Raw genomic sequence first — 16,384 nt, 5'->3', positions numbered from 1 at the left:
CCGATCACCGTCTCATGGGCGACGATGGCGGTGACGTCGCCGCCGTATTCCACATGCGCCACCCGTTGCGAGGCGTCGGTCATGCGCATCTGGAAGGAGTGCACGAAATAGGCATGATCCCCGGTCGAGATGCCCTCGAGCACCGGGTGGGCATGGTCGATCACCAGGTCGTTCCAGCCCATATGCGGCACTTTCAGCGACGGCTCAGACGGCGCGATGCGTTGGACCTCGCCGTCGATCCAGCCGAGACCGTCGGTGTCCTCGTATTCGTGCCCCTTGCGCGCCAGTAGCTGCATGCCGACGCAGATGCCGAGGAACGGCACGGCGCGGGTCTCGACCGCCTCGACCATGGCCTGAAAGCAGCCCGACCGGCGCAGCGCCGCGGCGCAGGCCGGGAAGGCGCCGTCGCCGGGCAGCACGATGCGGTCGGCATTTGCCACCGTCTCGGGATCGGTGGTCACCACGACCTCGCCGCCGCCGGTCTCGCGCGCCATGCGCTGGAACGCCTTCTCGGCCGAGTGCAGGTTGCCGCTCTCGTAGTCGATGATCGCCGTCAGCATCTCGTGCGGTCCTTTCCGGTCAGGGCCGGCTCAGAGGTTGTCGTATTGCGGCATGCCCAGCACGTGGTAGCCGCCATCGACGCGGATGATCTCGCCGGTGGTGCAGGCGCCGGCATCCGAGACCAGATAGACCGCGGTGCCGCCGACCGCCTCGAGCGTGGCGTTGGAGCGCAGCGGGGTGTTCTGCTCGGTGAACTTGTAGGTCTTGCGCGCGCCGCCGATGGCCGCGCCGGCCAGCGTCTTCATCGGGCCGGGCGAGATCGCGTTCACCCGGATGCCCTCGGGGCCGAGATCGTTGGCCAGGTAACGGGTGGTCGATTCCAGCGCCGCCTTGGCCACGCCCATGACGTTGTAGTTCGGGAACACCCGCTGGCTGCCGTCATAGGTGAGGGTCAGCAGCGTGCCGCCATTCTCGACCATCAGCGGGTGAGCACGGCGCGCCACCTCGATGAAGCTGTAGCACGAGATGTCGAGCGAGTTGCGGAAGTTGCTGCGCGAGGTGTTGAGAATGCGCCCGGTGAGCTCGGACTTGTCCGAGAAGGCGATGGCGTGGACCACGAAATCGATGGTCGGCCAGCGTGCCGCAAGGGTCTCGAAACCCGCATCGAGCGAGGCGTCATCGGTGACATCGACATCGACCATCAGGTCGCTGCCGACGCTCTCCGCCAGCGGCTGCAGGCGCTTGCCAAAGGCCTCGCCCTGGTAGGTGAAGGCAAGCTCCGCACCGGCCTCGTGCAAGGCGCGCGCGATGCCCCATGCGATGGAGCGGTCATTCGCCACCCCCATGACCAGCCCGCGCTTGCCCTTCAGAAGCTCCGACATGTTCTGTAATCCGCTGTTAGGTATCAAAAATCAGTCACGGTAGCGGCTCAGAAGCATCGAGCCGTTGGTGCCGCCGAAACCGAAGGAATTGGTCATCACCGTGTCGAGCCCGGCATCGTCGACGCGTGCAGTGGCGATTTCGGCCGGCGCCAGCGCCGGGTCGAGCTCGTCCACGTTGATCGAGGGGATGATGAAGTCGTGCTGCAGCGCCAGCAGGCAGTAGACCGCTTCCTGCGCGCCGGTGGCGCCCTGGCTGTGGCCGGTCATCGACTTGGTCGAGGACACCGGCGGGGTCTGGCCCTCGCCGAAGACGCGGCGCACCGCCTCGATCTCGCCGACATCGCCGACCGGGGTCGAGGTGCCGTGAGCGTTGATGTAGCCGACCTTGCGGTCCTCGGGCAGGGTCTGCAGCGCGAGCCGCATGGCGCGCTCGCCACCCTCGCCGGAGGGGGCAACCATGTCATGGCCGTCCGAGGTCGCGGCGAAGCCGGTGACCTCGGCATAGATCTTGGCGCCACGGGCCTTGGCGTGCTCGAGCTCTTCGAGCACGAGGATGCCGCCGCCGCCGGAGATCACGAAGCCGTCGCGCCCGGCGTCAAAGGCGCGCGAGGCCTTGTCGGGGCTGTCATTGTACTTCGAGCTCATCGCGCCCATGGCGTCGAACAGGCACGACAGGGTCCAGTCGAGCTCTTCGCCGCCGCCGGCGAACATCACGTCCTGCTTGCCCATCATGATCTGCTCGGCGGCGTTGCCGATGCAGTGCAGCGAGGTCGAGCAGGCCGAGGTGATCGAGTAGTTGATGCCCTTGATCTTGAACGCGGTCGACAGGTTCGCGCTGACCGTCGAGCACATCGCCTTGGGCACCGCGAAGGGGCCCACGCGCTTGGTGCCGCCGCTCTTGAGCACGGTCTGGTGCGCGGTCAGCAGCGCCGAGGTCGAGGGGCCCCCGGAGCCGGCGATCAGGCCGGTGCGCGGGTTGACCACATCGGACTCCTCGAGCCCGGAGTCGGCGATCGCCTGCTGCATGGCGATATGGGCATAGGCCGCACCGGGGCCCATGAAGCGCAGGGTGCGCTTGTCGACATGCTCGGAGACGTCGATATCGACGGCCCCGGCGATCTGGCTGCGGAAGCCGTGTTCCTTCATCTGTTCGTTGGCAGTGATGCCGGAGCGGCCTGCCTTCAGTGAGGCGAGGACTTCTTCGGCGTTGGTGCCAATGGACGATACGATGCCCAGTCCGGTGACGACGACGCGACGCATGGTGCCTCCCATATGTTTGTTGGGGGCTATGTAGGGCATGGGGCAGGGGGGACGCAAGCGGCGGATTGCCTCTGCGGAACCGGGCCGCACCCCTCAGCGCAAGGCCCGGCGACGGCGCAGCGGCTCGCTTTCCACGGCCATGCGCTGCACGTATTTCAGATGCCCGATGGCGCTCAGGACGTCCTGATGGTCGCGGCGCTGCTCGAGATAGTCGGACAGGCGCAGCAGGTTCACGGGCTGGCGTGCGACCAGCATCTTGATGCGCTCCACCGCGGTCTCGACCGGGTAGTGCAGCACGATCTGCGCGGCGGTCTGGGTGGGGGTCAGGAGGTAGTAATCCTGCGCCCGGCGCGGCGTGTCACGCACCGCGTCGAAGGGCGAAGCGCCAAGCGCGCGAAAGCGGGGGATGTGCATGCGGATGTCGAGGGCCGAGTTCTCGAGGATCGAGCCTGTCGCCTGCCGGAAGCCGAGCGGCTCCAGACGCCGGGTGGCGTAGGCGCGCATCGGGCCGGTCATCATGTCCATGTCGGCGCGATCATAGCGCAGGTCGTCGAAGACCGAGACCAGCCGCCATGCCGGGTCGGCGAGCATGAGGTAGGGGTCCTTGGCAAGGCTTTCGAGCGCCTCGCGCAGCGTCTCGGCACGCTGCCGGCCGTCCGCGTCGAGCGGTACGAAAGCGCTGTAGCGGGGGCGGCGCAGCAGGCGCTTGGCGATCCGGGCGATCATTGCGGCTCTCCGTTTCTGCGCAGTCGCGGCACGCTGGCGCGCTGGACAAAGAGGCGCCGCCGCTTACGTCGCAAGCTAGGAGCAAACGAGCGAGGGACCAGTCCATGCTGCAGGACAAGCGAAAGGATCTGGACGCGGAGAAGCGCAAGACGCTGCTCGAGCGCCTGTTGCAGGAGATCGGGCGCGAGCAGCCGGATCTCTACTACCAGTCGACCAGCGAGATCGCCCAGCGGCTAAAGCAGCGTATCGCCAGCGGCGCGGCGCTGCATCCCGAGGATCGCAAACTGGTGGAGCGGCTGAGCCCGCGCGACATCGCGGTTCTGCTCAGCCTGCATTGAGGGGCGCCGCTGCGGCGCACCCTCCTGGCCGATCAGCTCTCGCTGAGCGCGACCTTCATGTCCTTGACCTGGTAGATCACTTCGCCATCGGCCTCGACGATGCCGTCGGCCACGCCCATGGTCAGGCGGCGGGTCTGCACGGCCTTGGTGAAATCGATCTTGTAGGTCAGCATCTTGCGGTCGGGGCGCACCATGCCGGTAAGCTTCACCTCACCCACGCCAAGCGCGTAGCCGCGACCTTGCCAGCCGCGCCAGCCGAGGTTGAAGCCGGTCAGCTGCCAGAGCCCGTCGAGCCCGAGGCAGCCGGGCATGATCGGGTTGCCCGGGAAGTGGCAGTCGAAGAACCACAGGTCGGGGGTGATGTCGAACTCGGCCAGCACGTGGCCCTTGCCGTGGGCGCCGCCATCCGCCGAGATATCGGTGATGCGGTCCATCATGAGCATGGGCGGGGCCGGAAGCTGCGCATTGCCCTCGCCGAACAGCTCGCCGCGGGAACATTTCAGCAGGTCTTCCTTGCCGAAGCTGGTGGGATAGTCTGCCATCGATGACTGACCCTTCGTGTCGTGGGTTTCAGGTTTGGCACCCTCTATCACCGTGAAAGTGCGGCTTGCAAGCCTGCCGCGCCGAGGCGCCGCCTCTGCGGATCGGGAGTTTTCGTTTGAAATCCGGCCTGCTCACTCCTTATATATGTCAGGCGGATGAACGTATCGGATGAGGCAATGACAGCAGAGGCCGTTCAGAGAGGCACGCAGTGGTTGGCGCAGGCTGAACTGCGCCCGACACGGCAGCGCTTGGCGCTGGCGGCGCTTCTGGTTGGCGACGGAAAGAACCGCCATGTCACCGCCGAAAGCCTCTTTGCCGCGGTGAAGGAGCAGGGCGAGAGCGTGTCTCTGGCGACGGTCTACAACACGCTGCGCGCGTTCTGCGATGCCGGGTTGATGCAGGAAGTCACCGTCGACGGCACCCGCAGCTATTTCGACACAAACACCCATGAGCACCCGCATTTCTACTGGGAAGATGACGGTCACCTGACCGATGCTCCCGCCGAGGACATGGTCATCGCGCGTCTGCCCGACGCACCCGAAGGCGCCGAGATCGCCTCGGTCGACGTGGTGATCCGCCTGCGCAAGCGCGGCTGACCGCGCCGCGCTCCGGCGCCCATCCCCGCCCCGCGAAACGCCCTCACTGCCGGCTGCCGTGACCAAGGCATTGCCGCGCCGGTCAGGAACCGCGCGGCGTCGCTGGTCGTTGATCTCCCAAAAGGAGACATCGCATGACCCGCACACTCACCCTTCGCAGCATCGCCCCGGTCACCCACGACACCTACAGGCTCACCTTCGACCGTCCCGCAGATCTTGACTACACCCCCGGGCAGGCGGCGCACATGGCGCTCGATCAGGAGGGCTGGCGCGACGAGATCCGCTCCTTCACCATGACCTCGCTGCCGGGCGAGGAACAGCTTGAGTTCGTCATCAAGTCCTATCCCGAAGACGCCGAGGGCCATGGCGGTGTGACCGCCCGCATCGCCAGGCTGCAGCCCGGCGACACCATGCTGCTCGAGGACATCTGGGGCGCGATCGAGGACAAGGGCGACGGCGTCTTCATCGCCGGCGGCGCCGGGGTGACACCGTTCATCGCCATCCTGCGCGACAAGCTCGCCCGCAAGGGCACGCTCAAGGGCAACACTCTGGTGTTCTCCAACAAGGCCGAGCGCGACATCATCCTGCGCGACAGCTTCGAGAAGATGCCCGGTCTCGAGACCTGCTTCCTCGTCACCGAGGAAGAGGACAGCCCGCTGCACCGCGGTCAGATCGATGCCGACCTGCTCGGCAAGCACGTCACACCCGGCAAGGACACCTGCTATATCTGCGGCCCCGACGCCATGCTCGACGACATCGCAGAGGCGCTCACGTCGATCGACGTGCCCGAGGGCGACATTGTCACGGAGCAGTTTGACTGAGCCTCAGGCCCTGAGGTCACGCACGTAGAACAGATCGGTCTCGGGGCCCCCGGGGCCGATCACCGTGTTCGGCATCCGCCCGTGACGGACAAAGCCGTGGCGCTCGTAGAAGCGGATGGCCCGCGCGTTGCGCTCGGCCACGCAGAGCTCGAGTTGCCAGACGCCGAGCGGTCGCACATGGTCGACGATCGCACCCAGAAGCTGCATCGCGGCGCCCGAGCCATGCAGCGCGGGGCGGATGTAGAAGGCTCCGATCTCCACCCGGTGCGCGGCACGCGCGAAGGGCAGGCGGCGCAAGCCCACCATGCCGCAAAGCGCCGCCCCCTCGAAGAGCCCCAGCGTCATGCCCTCCGACAGGGTTTGCGCCACCGTCTCCGGGCTCAGCGCCTGCACCTCGTCCGGCGTGCTGCAAAAGGCGTCCGGGTAGCGCTCGACCGCCTCGAGGCAGAGCGCGGCGTAGGCGGTCGCGTCATCCGGGCCAAGCGCCCTCACGCTCAGAACCATTGTCCGGGCTCTATCAGCCCCAGATCGAGAAGCTGGCGTGAGTGCCATTCGAACTCGGTCGAGTTGTGCCAGCGGAAATCGTGGATGTCGAAGGTGCTGCCGGGGTTGCGCTTCAGGGCCTTGGCGGTGCGGAACGACACCAGCGCCGCGGTGAGGTTGTTGTGCCACGGGCAGGCGTAGGTGTTGTATTCCTCGTCCGAAAAGATGTGGTCGTCGCGCAGTTTCAGCCCCGGTTTGGCCCGGAACAGGGCGATGCGGTCGATCTTGCGCCGCGTCTCGGGCACGTGCTCCTCGTAGCGCCAGCGCAGTCCACCGAAGAAATCCAGCTGCCGTTCCTTGGGGTGATTGTGCCGCGCCGCATCGTTGCGCGTCTGGGCGTAATACCCGGAACGGTCGAGATAGGTGTCGTCGAGCGACACCGCGTCGGGAGAGCGCTGCAGATCGCCGGCATAGAGGTCGATCACGTAGGTGAGCATCGCGTCGCGCCGCTCTTCAGTGTGAAAGGCCAGCATCTCGCTGACCGAGCGGGTCTCGCAGTAGGGGTAGAACAGGTACTCGGCGTTGTAGCAATAGAACATCCACAGCCCGGGCCCCGCCTCGATCACCGCGTCGACGGCCCTTGGCACGGCGCGCTCGACGCGCAGGTCGTAGTCGATCCGGTGCACGCGCGCGCGCAGGTCCTTCGCCATGTCGAATTGCGGTGGCATGAAGGCGATCACGCAGCCGAAGCCCGATTGCAGGGTGTGGCGCAGCGTGGTGTCGATCTCGGCCTCGTCCTCGCAAAACACCATCGCCACCGGACCGGCTGCCAGCGCGGCCTTCGCCTGGCCAAGGAAATCTGCAAGGCTCTCGTGATGCATCGTCTGTCTCTTTGCCGGCTGTGCGCTCAAGGATTGGTGAATTCGCAGGGCTTTGCAAGCAACCGGGGCAGGCCGCCTCCGTTCGCCGTCCTCGCTTTATTGCTGGCCCGCGCATCCTATGCCCCCTTGTCTTCTTCTGGCCGGACATGTCCCTGCCGGAGGCCCCTTGCGTCGACCACGGCGCGCGACGCCGGACCAAGCGCCTTGAAACAGGCATAGCGCCCCCAATACGACCCCTCCGACACCACCTCGGACAGCGGCCCCATACCAGCCCGACGCCCCTGGCTTCTCTTCGTCAAAAATACTCCCGCCGGAGGCCGGCCGGGCTTCGCGGCCGGGTGCGCCTCCCGGAGAGACGCACCACCCCGGGTCCCGCGCCCCTCCGCGCACCCTTTTCACGCGCCCCGTTTTGCGCTATCCGCCCGCCCTTGAACCGCGCGACCGGGAGTCCCTCTCATGACCCAGCCCAAGAAGCTCTTCATCAAGACCTATGGCTGCCAGATGAACGTCTATGACAGCGAGCGCATGGCCGAGGCCATGGGCGGGCAGGGCTATGTCCAGACCGACAGCCCCGACGACGCCGACATGATCCTGCTCAACACCTGCCACATCCGCGAGAAGGCGGCGGAGAAGGTCTATTCCGAGCTTGGTCGCTACAAGGGGCTCAAGTCCGAGCGTCCGGACCTGAAGATCGGCGTGGCGGGCTGCGTGGCGCAGGCCGAGGGCGAAGAGATCATGCGGCGCCAGCCGATGGTTGACCTCGTGGTGGGGCCGCAAAGCTATCACCGCCTTCCCGAGCTCGAGGCGAAGGCGCGCGGCGGCGAGAAGGCGCTCGATACCGACTTCCCCGAGGAGGACAAGTTCGAGCGGCTGAAATCCCGGCCCAAGGCCAAGCGTGGCCCGACTGCCTTTCTCACCGTGCAGGAGGGCTGTGACAAGTTCTGCGCCTTCTGCGTGGTGCCCTATACCCGCGGCGCCGAGGTCTCGCGCCCGGCCGATCGCGTGCTGACCGAAGCCCGCGACCTCGTCGAGCGCGGCGTGCGCGAGCTCACCCTGCTGGGCCAGAACGTCAACGCCTATCACGGCCATGACCGCGGCCTTGCCGGGCTGATCCGCGAGCTGGCAAAGATCGACGGGCTCGAGCGCATCCGCTTCACCACCTCGCATCCCAACGACATGGATGACGACCTGATCGCGGCGCATGGCGATTGCGACAAGCTGATGCCCTACCTGCACCTGCCCGTGCAGGCGGGCTCGGACCGCATCCTCAAGCGGATGAACCGCCAGCACACGGCCGAGCAGTATCTGCGGCTCATCGAGCGCCTGCGCGCGGCGCGCCCCGACCTGCACCTCTCGGGCGATTTCATCGTCGGCTTCCCGGAAGAGACCGAAGAGGATTTCCGCGACACCATGGCGCTGATCGAGGCGGTTCAATACGGCTCCGCCTTCTCGTTCAAGTATTCCGAGCGTCCGGGCACCCCGGCCGCCGAGCGCCCGCAGGTCTCCGAGGCCGAGAAGGACGACCGTCTGCAGCGGCTTCAGGCGCTGCTGACCCGCCAGCAGCGCGCCCTGCAGGACGCCATGGTCGGCCGCGATGTCGGCGTGCTGTTCGAGAAGGCCGGCCGCCTGCCGGGCCAGATGGTCGGCAAGTCCGACTACCTGCACGCTGTGCACGTGGCGGCGGAAGGGCTGCAGCCCGGCGATCTTCGCCCTGTCAGGATCGTCGAGAGCGGCCCGAACTCGCTGAAAGGCGTGCTCGTTTGAGGCGAGCTTCGGCGCTGCCCTGCAGGCGTCGCGGTTTTTGCGTTTCTGCTTTGGACAATGCCGGGAAGATCGGTGGTTTGTCCCCTCATGCACCACAATATATGGTGGTTTTTCCTTCACAGGGCGGAAATGTCTGCTACTGTCTTGCCTTAGAGTAAATATTGCAGCGTTTGCCTGCCGCCCGCGCCCGCGCGGGCTTGGCGGACATCAAGCACAAGGGGACAGAGGCTGTGGCAAAACGCATTTCCAAAGCCTTCAGAGGGGTGGTCGGCGCGCTGGCGCTGGCCTGTGCAACCGCGGTCGGCGTCAGTGGCCCGGTGGCCGCCGACAGCGACGGCGCGGCTCTGAACACACCGGTGATTTCAACCCAGAACACCCGCACCATCCGCGGTGAGCGCTACGTGCCCGGGATCTCGCTGTCGCCGGACGGCTGCGAGATCTGGGTGATGGATGACGGCGCCGAGGGCTACGCGGTCTCGCGCATGACCCCGGACGGGCGTCCGGTCTGCCGCGACATCAACGTCTGCGGCACGCTCAACACCGACCAGTACTTCGCCACCGACAAGTACTACATCTCGCCCAAGGGCAAGGCGCGGCTGGAAGAGTTCTTCAACAGCGCCACCGCCTTCGGCTTCATCATCGCCGGTCACACCGATGCCCGCGCCAGCATCGAGTACAACCGCCGCCTGAGCTACAATCGCGCCAACGCGGTGGCCTCGGTGGCGCGCGGCACCGGCGCCCGCATCATCGACGTGCGCGGTTACGGCGAGGAATACCCGGTGGCGACCAACCGCACCGTCGAGGGCATGGCGAAGAACCGCCGCGTCGAAATCCTGTGTGTGCGCTGAGGAGACGACCATGAAGACTGTACGCATCGTTCTCGCCCTCGGCACCGCGCTGGTACTCGCCGCCTGCGATGCCGGCCCCGACAAGAGCCAGGACCGCAACACCATCGACCGCGACGATCTCTCGCAGCTCAAGTGGGGCGTCTGGGTCGATCCCGACGGCTGCGACAACTGGATCGCCGACGATGGCGTCGAGGGCTATCTCGCCCGCCGCTACGACCGTTACGGCAAGCCGGTCTGTTCCGGCGTGGCGCCGCCGACCGTGGCCACCGGCGACTTCAAGCAGGGCGCGAGCTCGGTGATCGGCGATCCGATCTGACCCGGCGCAGAGCCTGACGCAGAGACACGACCGCGCGGTGCCCATCGCGCGGTCGTTTTGCTTCTGCGCAGGCCATGGGCGCATCGCGGGGCTTGCCCTTCCCCGGGCCGCTTGGCACGATGGGAGCGACTCTAGGCGCAGGAGACATGCGTGACGACAGGCACTCTGACAGAAGCCATCCTCGAATTCCCCGACAACCGGCTGCTGATCGATCTGTGCGGCGAATTCGACCGCAACCTCACCGATATCGAGACCCGAACCGGGGTGCAGATCCTGCGCCGCGGCAACCAGCTCGCGATCCACGGCCCCGAAGAGGCGCAGGCCGCCGCCCGCGAGGTGCTCGGCGCGCTTTACCAGCGGCTCGAGCAGGGGCGCTCGGTGGGCCGGGCCGACATCGACCGCGAGTTCCGCCTCGCCCCCGAGCCCGAGGAAGAGGCCAGCGGCGGCCAGCTCGAGATGTTCGAGGGCGGCAAGGTCGAGATCAAGACCCGCAAGAAGCTGATCGAGCCGCGCACCGACGCCCAGAAGGCCTATGTGCGCTCGCTCTACCAGCACGAGATGTGCTTCGGCATCGGCCCCGCTGGCACCGGCAAGACCTATCTCGCCGTCGCCGTGGGCGTGAACATGCTGATCACCGGCGCGGTCGACAAGATCATCCTGTGCCGCCCCGCGGTCGAGGCCGGCGAGCGCCTCGGCTTCCTGCCCGGCACGCAGGAGGAGAAGGTCGATCCCTACATGCAGCCGCTCTACGACGCGCTGAACGATTTCCTGCCCGGCAAGCAGCTCGCCAAGATGCGCGAGGAGAAGACCGTCGAGATCGCGCCGCTGGCCTTCATGCGCGGCCGCACGCTGTCGAACGCCTTCGTGGTGCTCGACGAGGCGCAGAACGCCACCACCATGCAGATGAAGATGTTCCTGACCCGTCTCGGCGAGGGCTCGCGCATGGTGATCACCGGCGACCGCACCCAGGTCGATCTGCCGCGCGGCGTGCCCTCGGGCCTGCAGGATGCCGAGCGTCTGCTCTCCGCGATCGACAAGATCGGCTTCAACTACTTCACCGGCAAGGACGTCGTGCGTCACCCGCTGGTCGCCGCCATCATCGAGGCCTACGAACAGGACGTCTCGGGCTGATCCTCGCGGCGCGCCTGCCTCTTGCGCGCCAGCCGCCAGCCGCTATACGCCCCACATGTCCTTCTCCGGTTGAAAAATACCTCGGGGGAGCCCCGGACGCAGGTCCGGGGCGGGGGCAGCGCCCCCGGCTGCGACGTTGACACAAGCAGGACCAGGCCCTGATGCTGACCGACACTCTCCTCGAAGACCCGCGCTGGCAGGCGGCCGGCCTCGAGGCCTTGGCCGAGCGCGCCGCCTGCGCCGCATTGTCGCATCTCTCGCTCGACCCCGAGCGCTTCGAGATCGCCGTGCTGGCCTGCGACGATGCCCGCATCGCCGAACTGAACGGCGATTTCCGCGCCAAGCCCAAGCCCACCAACGTGCTGTCCTGGCCGTCGGAGGAGCGTGACCCCGAAGAGCCGCCGGAAGGCGGTGAGGACGGCATGCCGGAGGAGCTGGGCGACATCGCCATCGCCTGGGAAACATGCGCCCGAGAGGCCGCCGAACAGGGCAAGCCGCTGGACCATCACATCACCCACCTGATGGTGCACGCCACGCTGCACCTGCTGGGCTATGACCACATCAGTGACGCGGAAGCCACGGTGATGGAAACTCTCGAGACGGAAATACTTGGCAAAATGGGTATCGAGGACCCATATTCGTAACGCTTGGGGCAACGGCCCCGTTTTTGGATAGGAACAATGGGCGATAACGACGGCTCGTCTACGGCAGCGCAAAGCGCGCAGCAGCTGACAGATGCACCCGCGGGCGATGGACTTTTCCGCCGCCTTATCAAAGCGTTGAAACCGGAGGAGGAGCACGGCCAAGAGGCTGGCGGCGCCTCCGTTACGGTCGCCATGCCGCGTCCCGGCATGATGAACCTGCGCCGCATGCGCGTCGAGGACGTGGCGATTCCCAAGGCCGAGATCGTCGCGGTGCCCGACACCATCACCAAGTCCGAGCTGGTGCAGGTCTTCCGCGACAGCGGCATGACCCGCCTGCCGGTGTTCTCGGGCACGCTCGACACGCCGGTGGGCATGGCGCACCTGAAAGACTTCGCGCTGCGCCACGGGTTCAACGGCAGCGAAGAGGATTTTGATCTGAACAAGATCCTGCGCCCGCTGGTCTTCGTGCCTCCCTCGATGCCGATCGGCGTGCTGCTCACCAAGATGCAGACCGAGCGCCGGCACATGGCGCTGGTGATCGACGAATACGGCGGGGTCGACGGGCTTGTGACCATTGAGGACCTGATCGAACAGGTCATCGGCGAGATCGAGGACGAGCACGACATCGACGAGGGCCGCAATTTCTTCCGCGAGAAATCCGGCAGCTGGCTGGCGCTGGCCACCACGCCGCTCGAGGAGTTCGAGGCCCAGACCGGTATCGCCCTGACCGCCGACGAGGAGATCGACGAGGAAGAGATCGACACGCTTGGCGGTCTGGTCTTCATGCTTGCCGGCCACGTCCCGGCGCGCGGGGAGGTGGTGCCGCACCCGGGCGGCTTCGATCTCGAGGTTGTCGACGCCGATCCGCGCCGCATCAAGCGCCTGCGCATCCGGCCGCACGAGCAGACCGCAGGTGCCGGGCCGAGTGCCATGCGCCCGGCCGAACCGGTCGCACCGCTTCAGGCCGAGCCGCGCGCCGAGGCCTCCGCCGAGGCGCAGAGTGCCTGACACGTCTGGGGCCGCGCGCAGCCGTCTCCAGACTTTGGCGCAGCTGGCGCTCGCCGTGGCGGCGGGCGCGGCTCTGGGGCTGGGGCAGGCGCCTTGGGCACTGACCTGGGTGGGCTTTGCCGGGCTGCTTGCCATCGTCGCCCTGTTCGCGCGATCACGCGGTCCGCGCGGGGCCCTGGCCACCGGCTGGGGCGCGGGGTTCGGCTATTTTGCACTTGTGCTCAACTGGGTCACCGAGCCGTTCCAGGTCGATGCCGCCACCACCGGCTGGATGGCGCCTTTCGCGCTGGCGCTGCTGGCCGCCGGGCTGGCGCTGTTCTGGGCGCTGGCCTTCTGGTGCGCTGGGCGCGCGGTTCCGCGGCGCCGGCTGTTCGCCCTCGTGGTGTTCTGGTCCACCGTCGAGCTGGCCCGGGCCTATGTTCTGACCGGCTTTGCGTGGGCCACGCTCGGCTCGCTCTGGGCGCCGACCCCGGCGCTGCAATGGGCGGCATGGATCGGCACGCACGGGCTCACCGTCCTCACACTTGGCAGTGCCGCGCTGCTCGTCGCGGGGCTGCGCGACCTCCGCCTTGGCTGGCCACGTCTCACCGCCGGCCTTGCCGGGCTTGCGGCGCTGGTCGCGGGCGGGACTGCGATCACCCCGCCGATGCAGGATCTCTCCGGGCGCCCGGTGGTGCGGCTTGTGCAGCCCAACGCCCCGCAGCACCAGAAATGGGACCGCGCCTTCGTGCCGATCTTCTTCGAGCGCCAGGTGGAATACACCGCCGCCCCCGCCAGCGAGGGGCTCGACCGCCCGGCGCTCACCGTCTGGCCCGAGACCGCTCTGCCGATGCTGCTCGAGAATGCCGAGGACGCGCTCGCCCGCATCTCTGACGCCGCCGGCCCGGCCAAGGTGGCACTCGGAATCCAGCGCGTCGAGGAGGGCACGTGGTTCAACTCGCTGGCGCTCGCGGGACCCGGCGGCGCGGTCGAGGCGACCTATGACAAGCACCATCTTGTGCCGTTCGGCGAGTACATGCCCTTTGCCGCGCTCTTCGCGAGGATCGAGGTGGGCGGGCTGGCGCAGCGCGCTGCTGGCGGCTATGGCGCAGGGCCGGGGCCGCGCACCATCGATCTCGGGCCCGATCTCGGCCGCGCGCTGCCGCTGATCTGCTACGAGGCGGTGTTCCCGCAGGACCTGCGCGCGCCACAGCGCCCGGACCTGCTGCTGCAGATCACCAACGACGCGTGGTTCGGCACCGTCTCGGGCCCGTACCAGCACCTCGCTCAGGCCCGGATGCGGGCGGTCGAGCAGGGGCTGCCGCTGTTGCGCGCGGCCAATACAGGCGTCTCGGCGGTGATCGACGGGGCGGGGCGGGTGCTTGACAGCCTGCCCCTCGGCGAGGCCGGTTACCTGGACACGCCCCTGCCGCCGCCGCTGCGCGTCACGCTCTACAGCCGCACCGGGGATCTGCCTCTGGCGATCCTGCTCGGGCTTCTGGCGTTTACGTTGTCTTTGCCGCGACGCCGGGTTTCGGTTGACGCCGAGTCCGCAACCACGTAGCGATATCCGTCATATCCCCGTCACAACGGCTTCCTGGCGTGACGGCTGGTACCCAATGGAGCAAATATGTCCCGACAGAATTACACCTTCACTTCGGAATCCGTGTCCGAGGGCCACCCGGATAAGGTCTGCGACCGGATTTCCGACGCCATCCTCGATGCGCTCCTTGCCGAGGATCCGCTGGCGCGCGTCGCCTGCGAGACCTTTGCCACCACCGATCGCGTGGTGATCGGCGGCGAGATCGGCCTGACCGACCAGGACAAGCTGCATGACTACATGCAGCGCATCCCCGACATCGCCCGCGCCTGCATCCGGGACATCGGCTACGAGCAGGACAAGTTCCATTGGGAAACCTGCGAGATCACCAACCTGCTGCACGAGCAGTCGGCCCATATCGCGCAGGGCGTGACCGGTGAGCGCGGCGACGAGGGGGCGGGCGACCAGGGCATCATGTTCGGTTACGCCACCAACGAGACGCCCGAGATGATGCCGGCGCCGATCCTCTACTCGCACGCGGTGCTCAAGCGCCTTGCCGAAGCGCGCAAGTCCGGCGCCGAGCCGCAGCTTGGCCCCGACGCCAAGTCGCAATTCTCGGTACGCTACGAGAACGGCAAGCCGGTGGGCGTGACCTCGGTGGTGCTGTCGCACCAGCATCTCGACCCGAGCCTCAGTTCGGACGACATCCGCGCCATTGCCGAGCCCTATATCCGAGAGGTGCTTCCCGAGGGCTGGCTCTCGAACGAGACCGAATGGTGGGTGAATCCCACCGGCACCTTCGTGATCGGCGGGCCGGACGGCGACGCGGGCCTGACGGGGCGCAAGATCATCGTCGACACCTATGGCGGTGCGGCGCCGCATGGTGGCGGGGCGTTCTCGGGCAAGGACCCGTCCAAGGTCGACCGCTCGGCGGCCTACGCGGCGCGCTACCTCGCGAAGAACATCGTCGCCGCCGGCATGGCCGAGAAGGCCACGGTGCAGCTGTCCTACGCCATCGGCGTGGCCAAGCCGCTGTCGATCTATGTCGACACCTTCGGCACCGCCGAGGTCGACCCGGCGGCGATCGAGCGGGCGATCCCCAAGGTCATGGACCTGACGCCGCGCGGCATCCGCACCCATCTCGACCTCAACAAGCCGATCTACGAGCGCACCGCCGCCTACGGCCATTTCGGCCGCGCGGCGGATGCCGACGGTGGCTTCTCTTGGGAGAAGACCGATCTCGCGGACGCGCTCGGCCGCGAGGTCTGAGGCGGGCAGGGCCGCGCCCCTCGCAGGACACGGGCCACGCGCGGCGACGATGCCGCGCGGGCGAAGCTGGAGTGATATGGTGAGAGGGCGTTGCGGGATTGCCCCGCGCGCGGCTTGACGCTAAAGCCCCCGGCCATGACCAGTTCGAACAAGCATCCCGGCGCCCCGTGGCGCAACTTCTATGGCCGCGTGAAGGGCAAGACGCTGAAGGCGTCGCAGGAAGCCTATCTCGACGAGGATCTCGCCAAGCTGTCGCCCGGCGCGGTGGACTGGGACGAGAACCCCGAGCGCGCGGCGCTCGACACTGGCGCGATGTTCGGCGGCAAGCCGGTCTGGCTCGAGGTCGGTTTCGGCGGCGGCGAGCACATGGTGCACCAGGCCGCGACCTATCCGGAGGTCGGCGTGATTGGCTGCGAGCCCTTCATCAACGGCGTGGCGATGCTGCTCGGCAAGATCCGCCGGGCCGGCGTCGAGAACGTCAAGGTCTATCCGGGCGACGTGCGCAACCTTTTCGACGTGCTGCCCGAAGCCTCGATCGACAAGGCCTTCCTGCTCTATCCCGACCCGTGGCCCAAGGCGCGGCACCACCGGCGCCGCTTTGTCACGCCCGAGCATCTCGAGCCGCTGGCGCGGGTGCTGAAGCCCGGCGCCGAGTTCCGCGTTGCCACCGACATTCCCGACTACGTGCGCCAGACCATGGTCGAGGTGCCGAAGGCCGGGTTCGAATGGCTGGCCGAGGGGCCAGCGGACTGGCGCGAGCCGTGGGGCGACTGGATCTCGACCCGCTACGAGCAGAAGGCGCTGCGCGAAGGCCGGGTGCCGCATTACATGACGTTCCGCAAACGCTGAGCGGGG

19 protein-coding genes and 1 riboswitch are annotated in these 16,384 nt (G+C 67.4%); of the genes, 12 read left to right on the top strand and 7 right to left on the bottom strand.

Annotated elements, in window-relative coordinates; genetic code table 11:
* From hisH to R2601_RS01210, 4 genes are all read right to left on the bottom strand, one after another.
* On the bottom strand, positions 1 to 560 hold a 560-nt coding region (gene hisH / locus R2601_RS01225; RefSeq protein ID WP_007792331.1), incomplete at its 3' end, for an imidazole glycerol phosphate synthase subunit HisH.
* A 30-nt stretch (positions 561 to 590) separates the two neighbouring features.
* Positions 591 to 1,382, bottom strand: coding sequence for an enoyl-ACP reductase FabI (locus tag R2601_RS01220; RefSeq protein WP_007792328.1), 792 nt, complete (start codon positions 1,380 to 1,382; stop codon positions 591 to 593).
* A 30-nt stretch (positions 1,383 to 1,412) separates the two neighbouring features.
* Entirely contained in the window at positions 1,413 to 2,642 is a 1,230-nt protein-coding gene (gene fabB, locus R2601_RS01215; RefSeq protein WP_040545002.1) for a beta-ketoacyl-ACP synthase I, read from the bottom strand.
* A gap of 93 nt (positions 2,643 to 2,735) precedes the next feature.
* On the bottom strand, positions 2,736 to 3,368 hold the full coding sequence (locus tag R2601_RS01210; protein WP_007792325.1) for a hypothetical protein: 633 nt from the start codon (positions 3,366 to 3,368) through the stop codon (positions 2,736 to 2,738).
* Between the two features lie 104 nt (positions 3,369 to 3,472).
* Here R2601_RS01210 and R2601_RS01205 point away from each other — a divergent pair, with 104 nt between their 5' ends.
* Positions 3,473 to 3,706, top strand: coding sequence for a hypothetical protein (locus R2601_RS01205; protein WP_007792323.1), 234 nt, complete (start codon positions 3,473 to 3,475; stop codon positions 3,704 to 3,706).
* 32 nt (positions 3,707 to 3,738) lie between these two features.
* Here the strand turns inward: R2601_RS01205 and fabA are convergent, their stop codons facing one another.
* On the bottom strand, positions 3,739 to 4,248 hold the full coding sequence (fabA, locus tag R2601_RS01200; protein WP_007792321.1) for a bifunctional 3-hydroxydecanoyl-ACP dehydratase/trans-2-decenoyl-ACP isomerase: 510 nt from the start codon (positions 4,246 to 4,248) through the stop codon (positions 3,739 to 3,741).
* A gap of 177 nt (positions 4,249 to 4,425) precedes the next feature.
* Here fabA and irrA point away from each other — a divergent pair, with 177 nt between their 5' ends.
* Entirely contained in the window at positions 4,426 to 4,845 is a 420-nt protein-coding gene (gene irrA, locus R2601_RS01195) for an iron response transcriptional regulator IrrA (RefSeq protein WP_040544234.1), read from the top strand.
* 134 nt (positions 4,846 to 4,979) lie between these two features.
* Complete coding sequence (locus R2601_RS01190) at positions 4,980 to 5,666, top strand: FAD-binding oxidoreductase (protein WP_007792315.1); 687 nt, start codon at positions 4,980 to 4,982, stop codon at positions 5,664 to 5,666.
* 3 nt (positions 5,667 to 5,669) lie between these two features.
* Here R2601_RS01190 and R2601_RS01185 read toward each other — a convergent pair whose 3' ends face one another.
* Positions 5,670 to 6,170 carry a GNAT family N-acetyltransferase gene (locus R2601_RS01185; protein ID WP_007792312.1) on the bottom strand — a complete coding sequence of 167 codons (501 nt, stop codon included), beginning with the start codon at positions 6,168 to 6,170 and terminating at the stop codon, positions 5,670 to 5,672.
* A complete protein-coding gene (locus R2601_RS01180) occupies positions 6,161 to 7,030 on the bottom strand; it encodes a hypothetical protein (protein ID WP_007792310.1) in 870 nt (289 codons plus the stop codon). The genes R2601_RS01185 and R2601_RS01180 overlap by 10 nt, the downstream gene beginning before the upstream one ends.
* Before the next feature lie 456 nt (positions 7,031 to 7,486).
* Here R2601_RS01180 and miaB point away from each other — a divergent pair, with 456 nt between their 5' ends.
* The 9 genes from miaB (at position 7,487) to trmB (ending at position 16,378) form a co-directional block, all read left to right on the top strand.
* Positions 7,487 to 8,794: a tRNA (N6-isopentenyl adenosine(37)-C2)-methylthiotransferase MiaB gene (miaB, locus tag R2601_RS01175; RefSeq protein ID WP_007792307.1), complete on the top strand. Its 1,308-nt coding sequence runs from the start codon at positions 7,487 to 7,489 to the stop codon at positions 8,792 to 8,794.
* 230 nt (positions 8,795 to 9,024) lie between these two features.
* Positions 9,025 to 9,642, top strand: coding sequence for an OmpA family protein (locus tag R2601_RS01170; RefSeq protein ID WP_040544231.1), 618 nt, complete (start codon positions 9,025 to 9,027; stop codon positions 9,640 to 9,642).
* Positions 9,643 to 9,652: 10 nt separating this feature from the next.
* Positions 9,653 to 9,958 (top strand): hypothetical protein, encoded by a 306-nt coding sequence (locus R2601_RS01165; RefSeq protein ID WP_007792303.1) that lies wholly within the window; start codon positions 9,653 to 9,655, stop codon positions 9,956 to 9,958.
* Positions 9,959 to 10,108: 150 nt separating this feature from the next.
* Positions 10,109 to 11,089 (top strand): PhoH family protein, encoded by a 981-nt coding sequence (locus tag R2601_RS01160; protein ID WP_007792300.1) that lies wholly within the window; start codon positions 10,109 to 10,111, stop codon positions 11,087 to 11,089.
* Between the two features lie 161 nt (positions 11,090 to 11,250).
* Positions 11,251 to 11,733 (top strand): rRNA maturation RNase YbeY, encoded by a 483-nt coding sequence (gene ybeY / locus R2601_RS01155; RefSeq protein ID WP_007792299.1) that lies wholly within the window; start codon positions 11,251 to 11,253, stop codon positions 11,731 to 11,733.
* A gap of 36 nt (positions 11,734 to 11,769) precedes the next feature.
* On the top strand, positions 11,770 to 12,741 hold the full coding sequence (locus R2601_RS01150) for a transporter associated domain-containing protein (RefSeq protein ID WP_050768401.1): 972 nt from the start codon (positions 11,770 to 11,772) through the stop codon (positions 12,739 to 12,741).
* A complete protein-coding gene (gene lnt / locus R2601_RS01145) occupies positions 12,734 to 14,284 on the top strand; it encodes an apolipoprotein N-acyltransferase (RefSeq protein WP_050768400.1) in 1,551 nt (516 codons plus the stop codon). Before R2601_RS01150 ends, lnt begins: the two co-directional genes overlap by 8 nt.
* Before the next feature lie 14 nt (positions 14,285 to 14,298).
* A riboswitch (SAM-SAH riboswitch) is annotated at positions 14,299 to 14,347 on the top strand.
* Positions 14,348 to 14,350: 3 nt separating this feature from the next.
* Positions 14,351 to 15,529, top strand: a complete 1,179-nt coding sequence (metK, locus tag R2601_RS01140; RefSeq protein WP_007792292.1) for a methionine adenosyltransferase — start codon at positions 14,351 to 14,353, stop codon at positions 15,527 to 15,529.
* Positions 15,530 to 15,664: 135 nt separating this feature from the next.
* Positions 15,665 to 16,378, top strand: a complete 714-nt coding sequence (gene trmB, locus R2601_RS01135) for a tRNA (guanine(46)-N(7))-methyltransferase TrmB (protein ID WP_007792289.1) — start codon at positions 15,665 to 15,667, stop codon at positions 16,376 to 16,378.
* The last annotated feature ends 6 nt before the right edge of the window (positions 16,379 to 16,384 follow it).

The sequence above is a fragment of the Salipiger bermudensis HTCC2601 genome (assembly GCF_000153725.1).
In the GTDB taxonomy this organism is placed as follows: Bacteria; Pseudomonadota; Alphaproteobacteria; order Rhodobacterales; family Rhodobacteraceae; genus Salipiger; species Salipiger bermudensis.
Note: the sequence above shows the minus strand (reverse complement) of the source record. Positions and strands in the feature narration are given on the sequence as shown.

Bases quoted from the DNA above. Each gene is read 5' to 3' on its own strand.
- R2601_RS01150 (WP_050768401.1), top strand. From the start codon at position 11,770: ATGGGCGATAACGACGGCTCGTCTACGGCAGCGCAAAGCGCGCAGCAG.
- R2601_RS01190 (WP_007792315.1), top strand. From the start codon at position 4,980: ATGACCCGCACACTCACCCTTCGCAGCATCGCCCCGGTCACCCACGAC.
- fabB (WP_040545002.1), bottom strand. From the start codon at position 2,642: ATGCGTCGCGTCGTCGTCACCGGACTGGGCATCGTATCGTCCATTGGC.
- R2601_RS01210 (WP_007792325.1), bottom strand. From the start codon at position 3,368: ATGATCGCCCGGATCGCCAAGCGCCTGCTGCGCCGCCCCCGCTACAGC.
- fabA (WP_007792321.1), bottom strand. From the start codon at position 4,248: ATGGCAGACTATCCCACCAGCTTCGGCAAGGAAGACCTGCTGAAATGT.
- R2601_RS01220 (WP_007792328.1), bottom strand. From the start codon at position 1,382: ATGTCGGAGCTTCTGAAGGGCAAGCGCGGGCTGGTCATGGGGGTGGCG.
- R2601_RS01165 (WP_007792303.1), top strand. From the start codon at position 9,653: ATGAAGACTGTACGCATCGTTCTCGCCCTCGGCACCGCGCTGGTACTC.
- miaB (WP_007792307.1), top strand. From the start codon at position 7,487: ATGACCCAGCCCAAGAAGCTCTTCATCAAGACCTATGGCTGCCAGATG.
- R2601_RS01185 (WP_007792312.1), bottom strand. From the start codon at position 6,170: ATGGTTCTGAGCGTGAGGGCGCTTGGCCCGGATGACGCGACCGCCTAC.
- metK (WP_007792292.1), top strand. From the start codon at position 14,351: ATGTCCCGACAGAATTACACCTTCACTTCGGAATCCGTGTCCGAGGGC.
- ybeY (WP_007792299.1), top strand. From the start codon at position 11,251: ATGCTGACCGACACTCTCCTCGAAGACCCGCGCTGGCAGGCGGCCGGC.
- trmB (WP_007792289.1), top strand. From the start codon at position 15,665: ATGACCAGTTCGAACAAGCATCCCGGCGCCCCGTGGCGCAACTTCTAT.
- irrA (WP_040544234.1), top strand. From the start codon at position 4,426: ATGACAGCAGAGGCCGTTCAGAGAGGCACGCAGTGGTTGGCGCAGGCT.
- R2601_RS01180 (WP_007792310.1), bottom strand. From the start codon at position 7,030: ATGCATCACGAGAGCCTTGCAGATTTCCTTGGCCAGGCGAAGGCCGCG.
- R2601_RS01205 (WP_007792323.1), top strand. From the start codon at position 3,473: ATGCTGCAGGACAAGCGAAAGGATCTGGACGCGGAGAAGCGCAAGACG.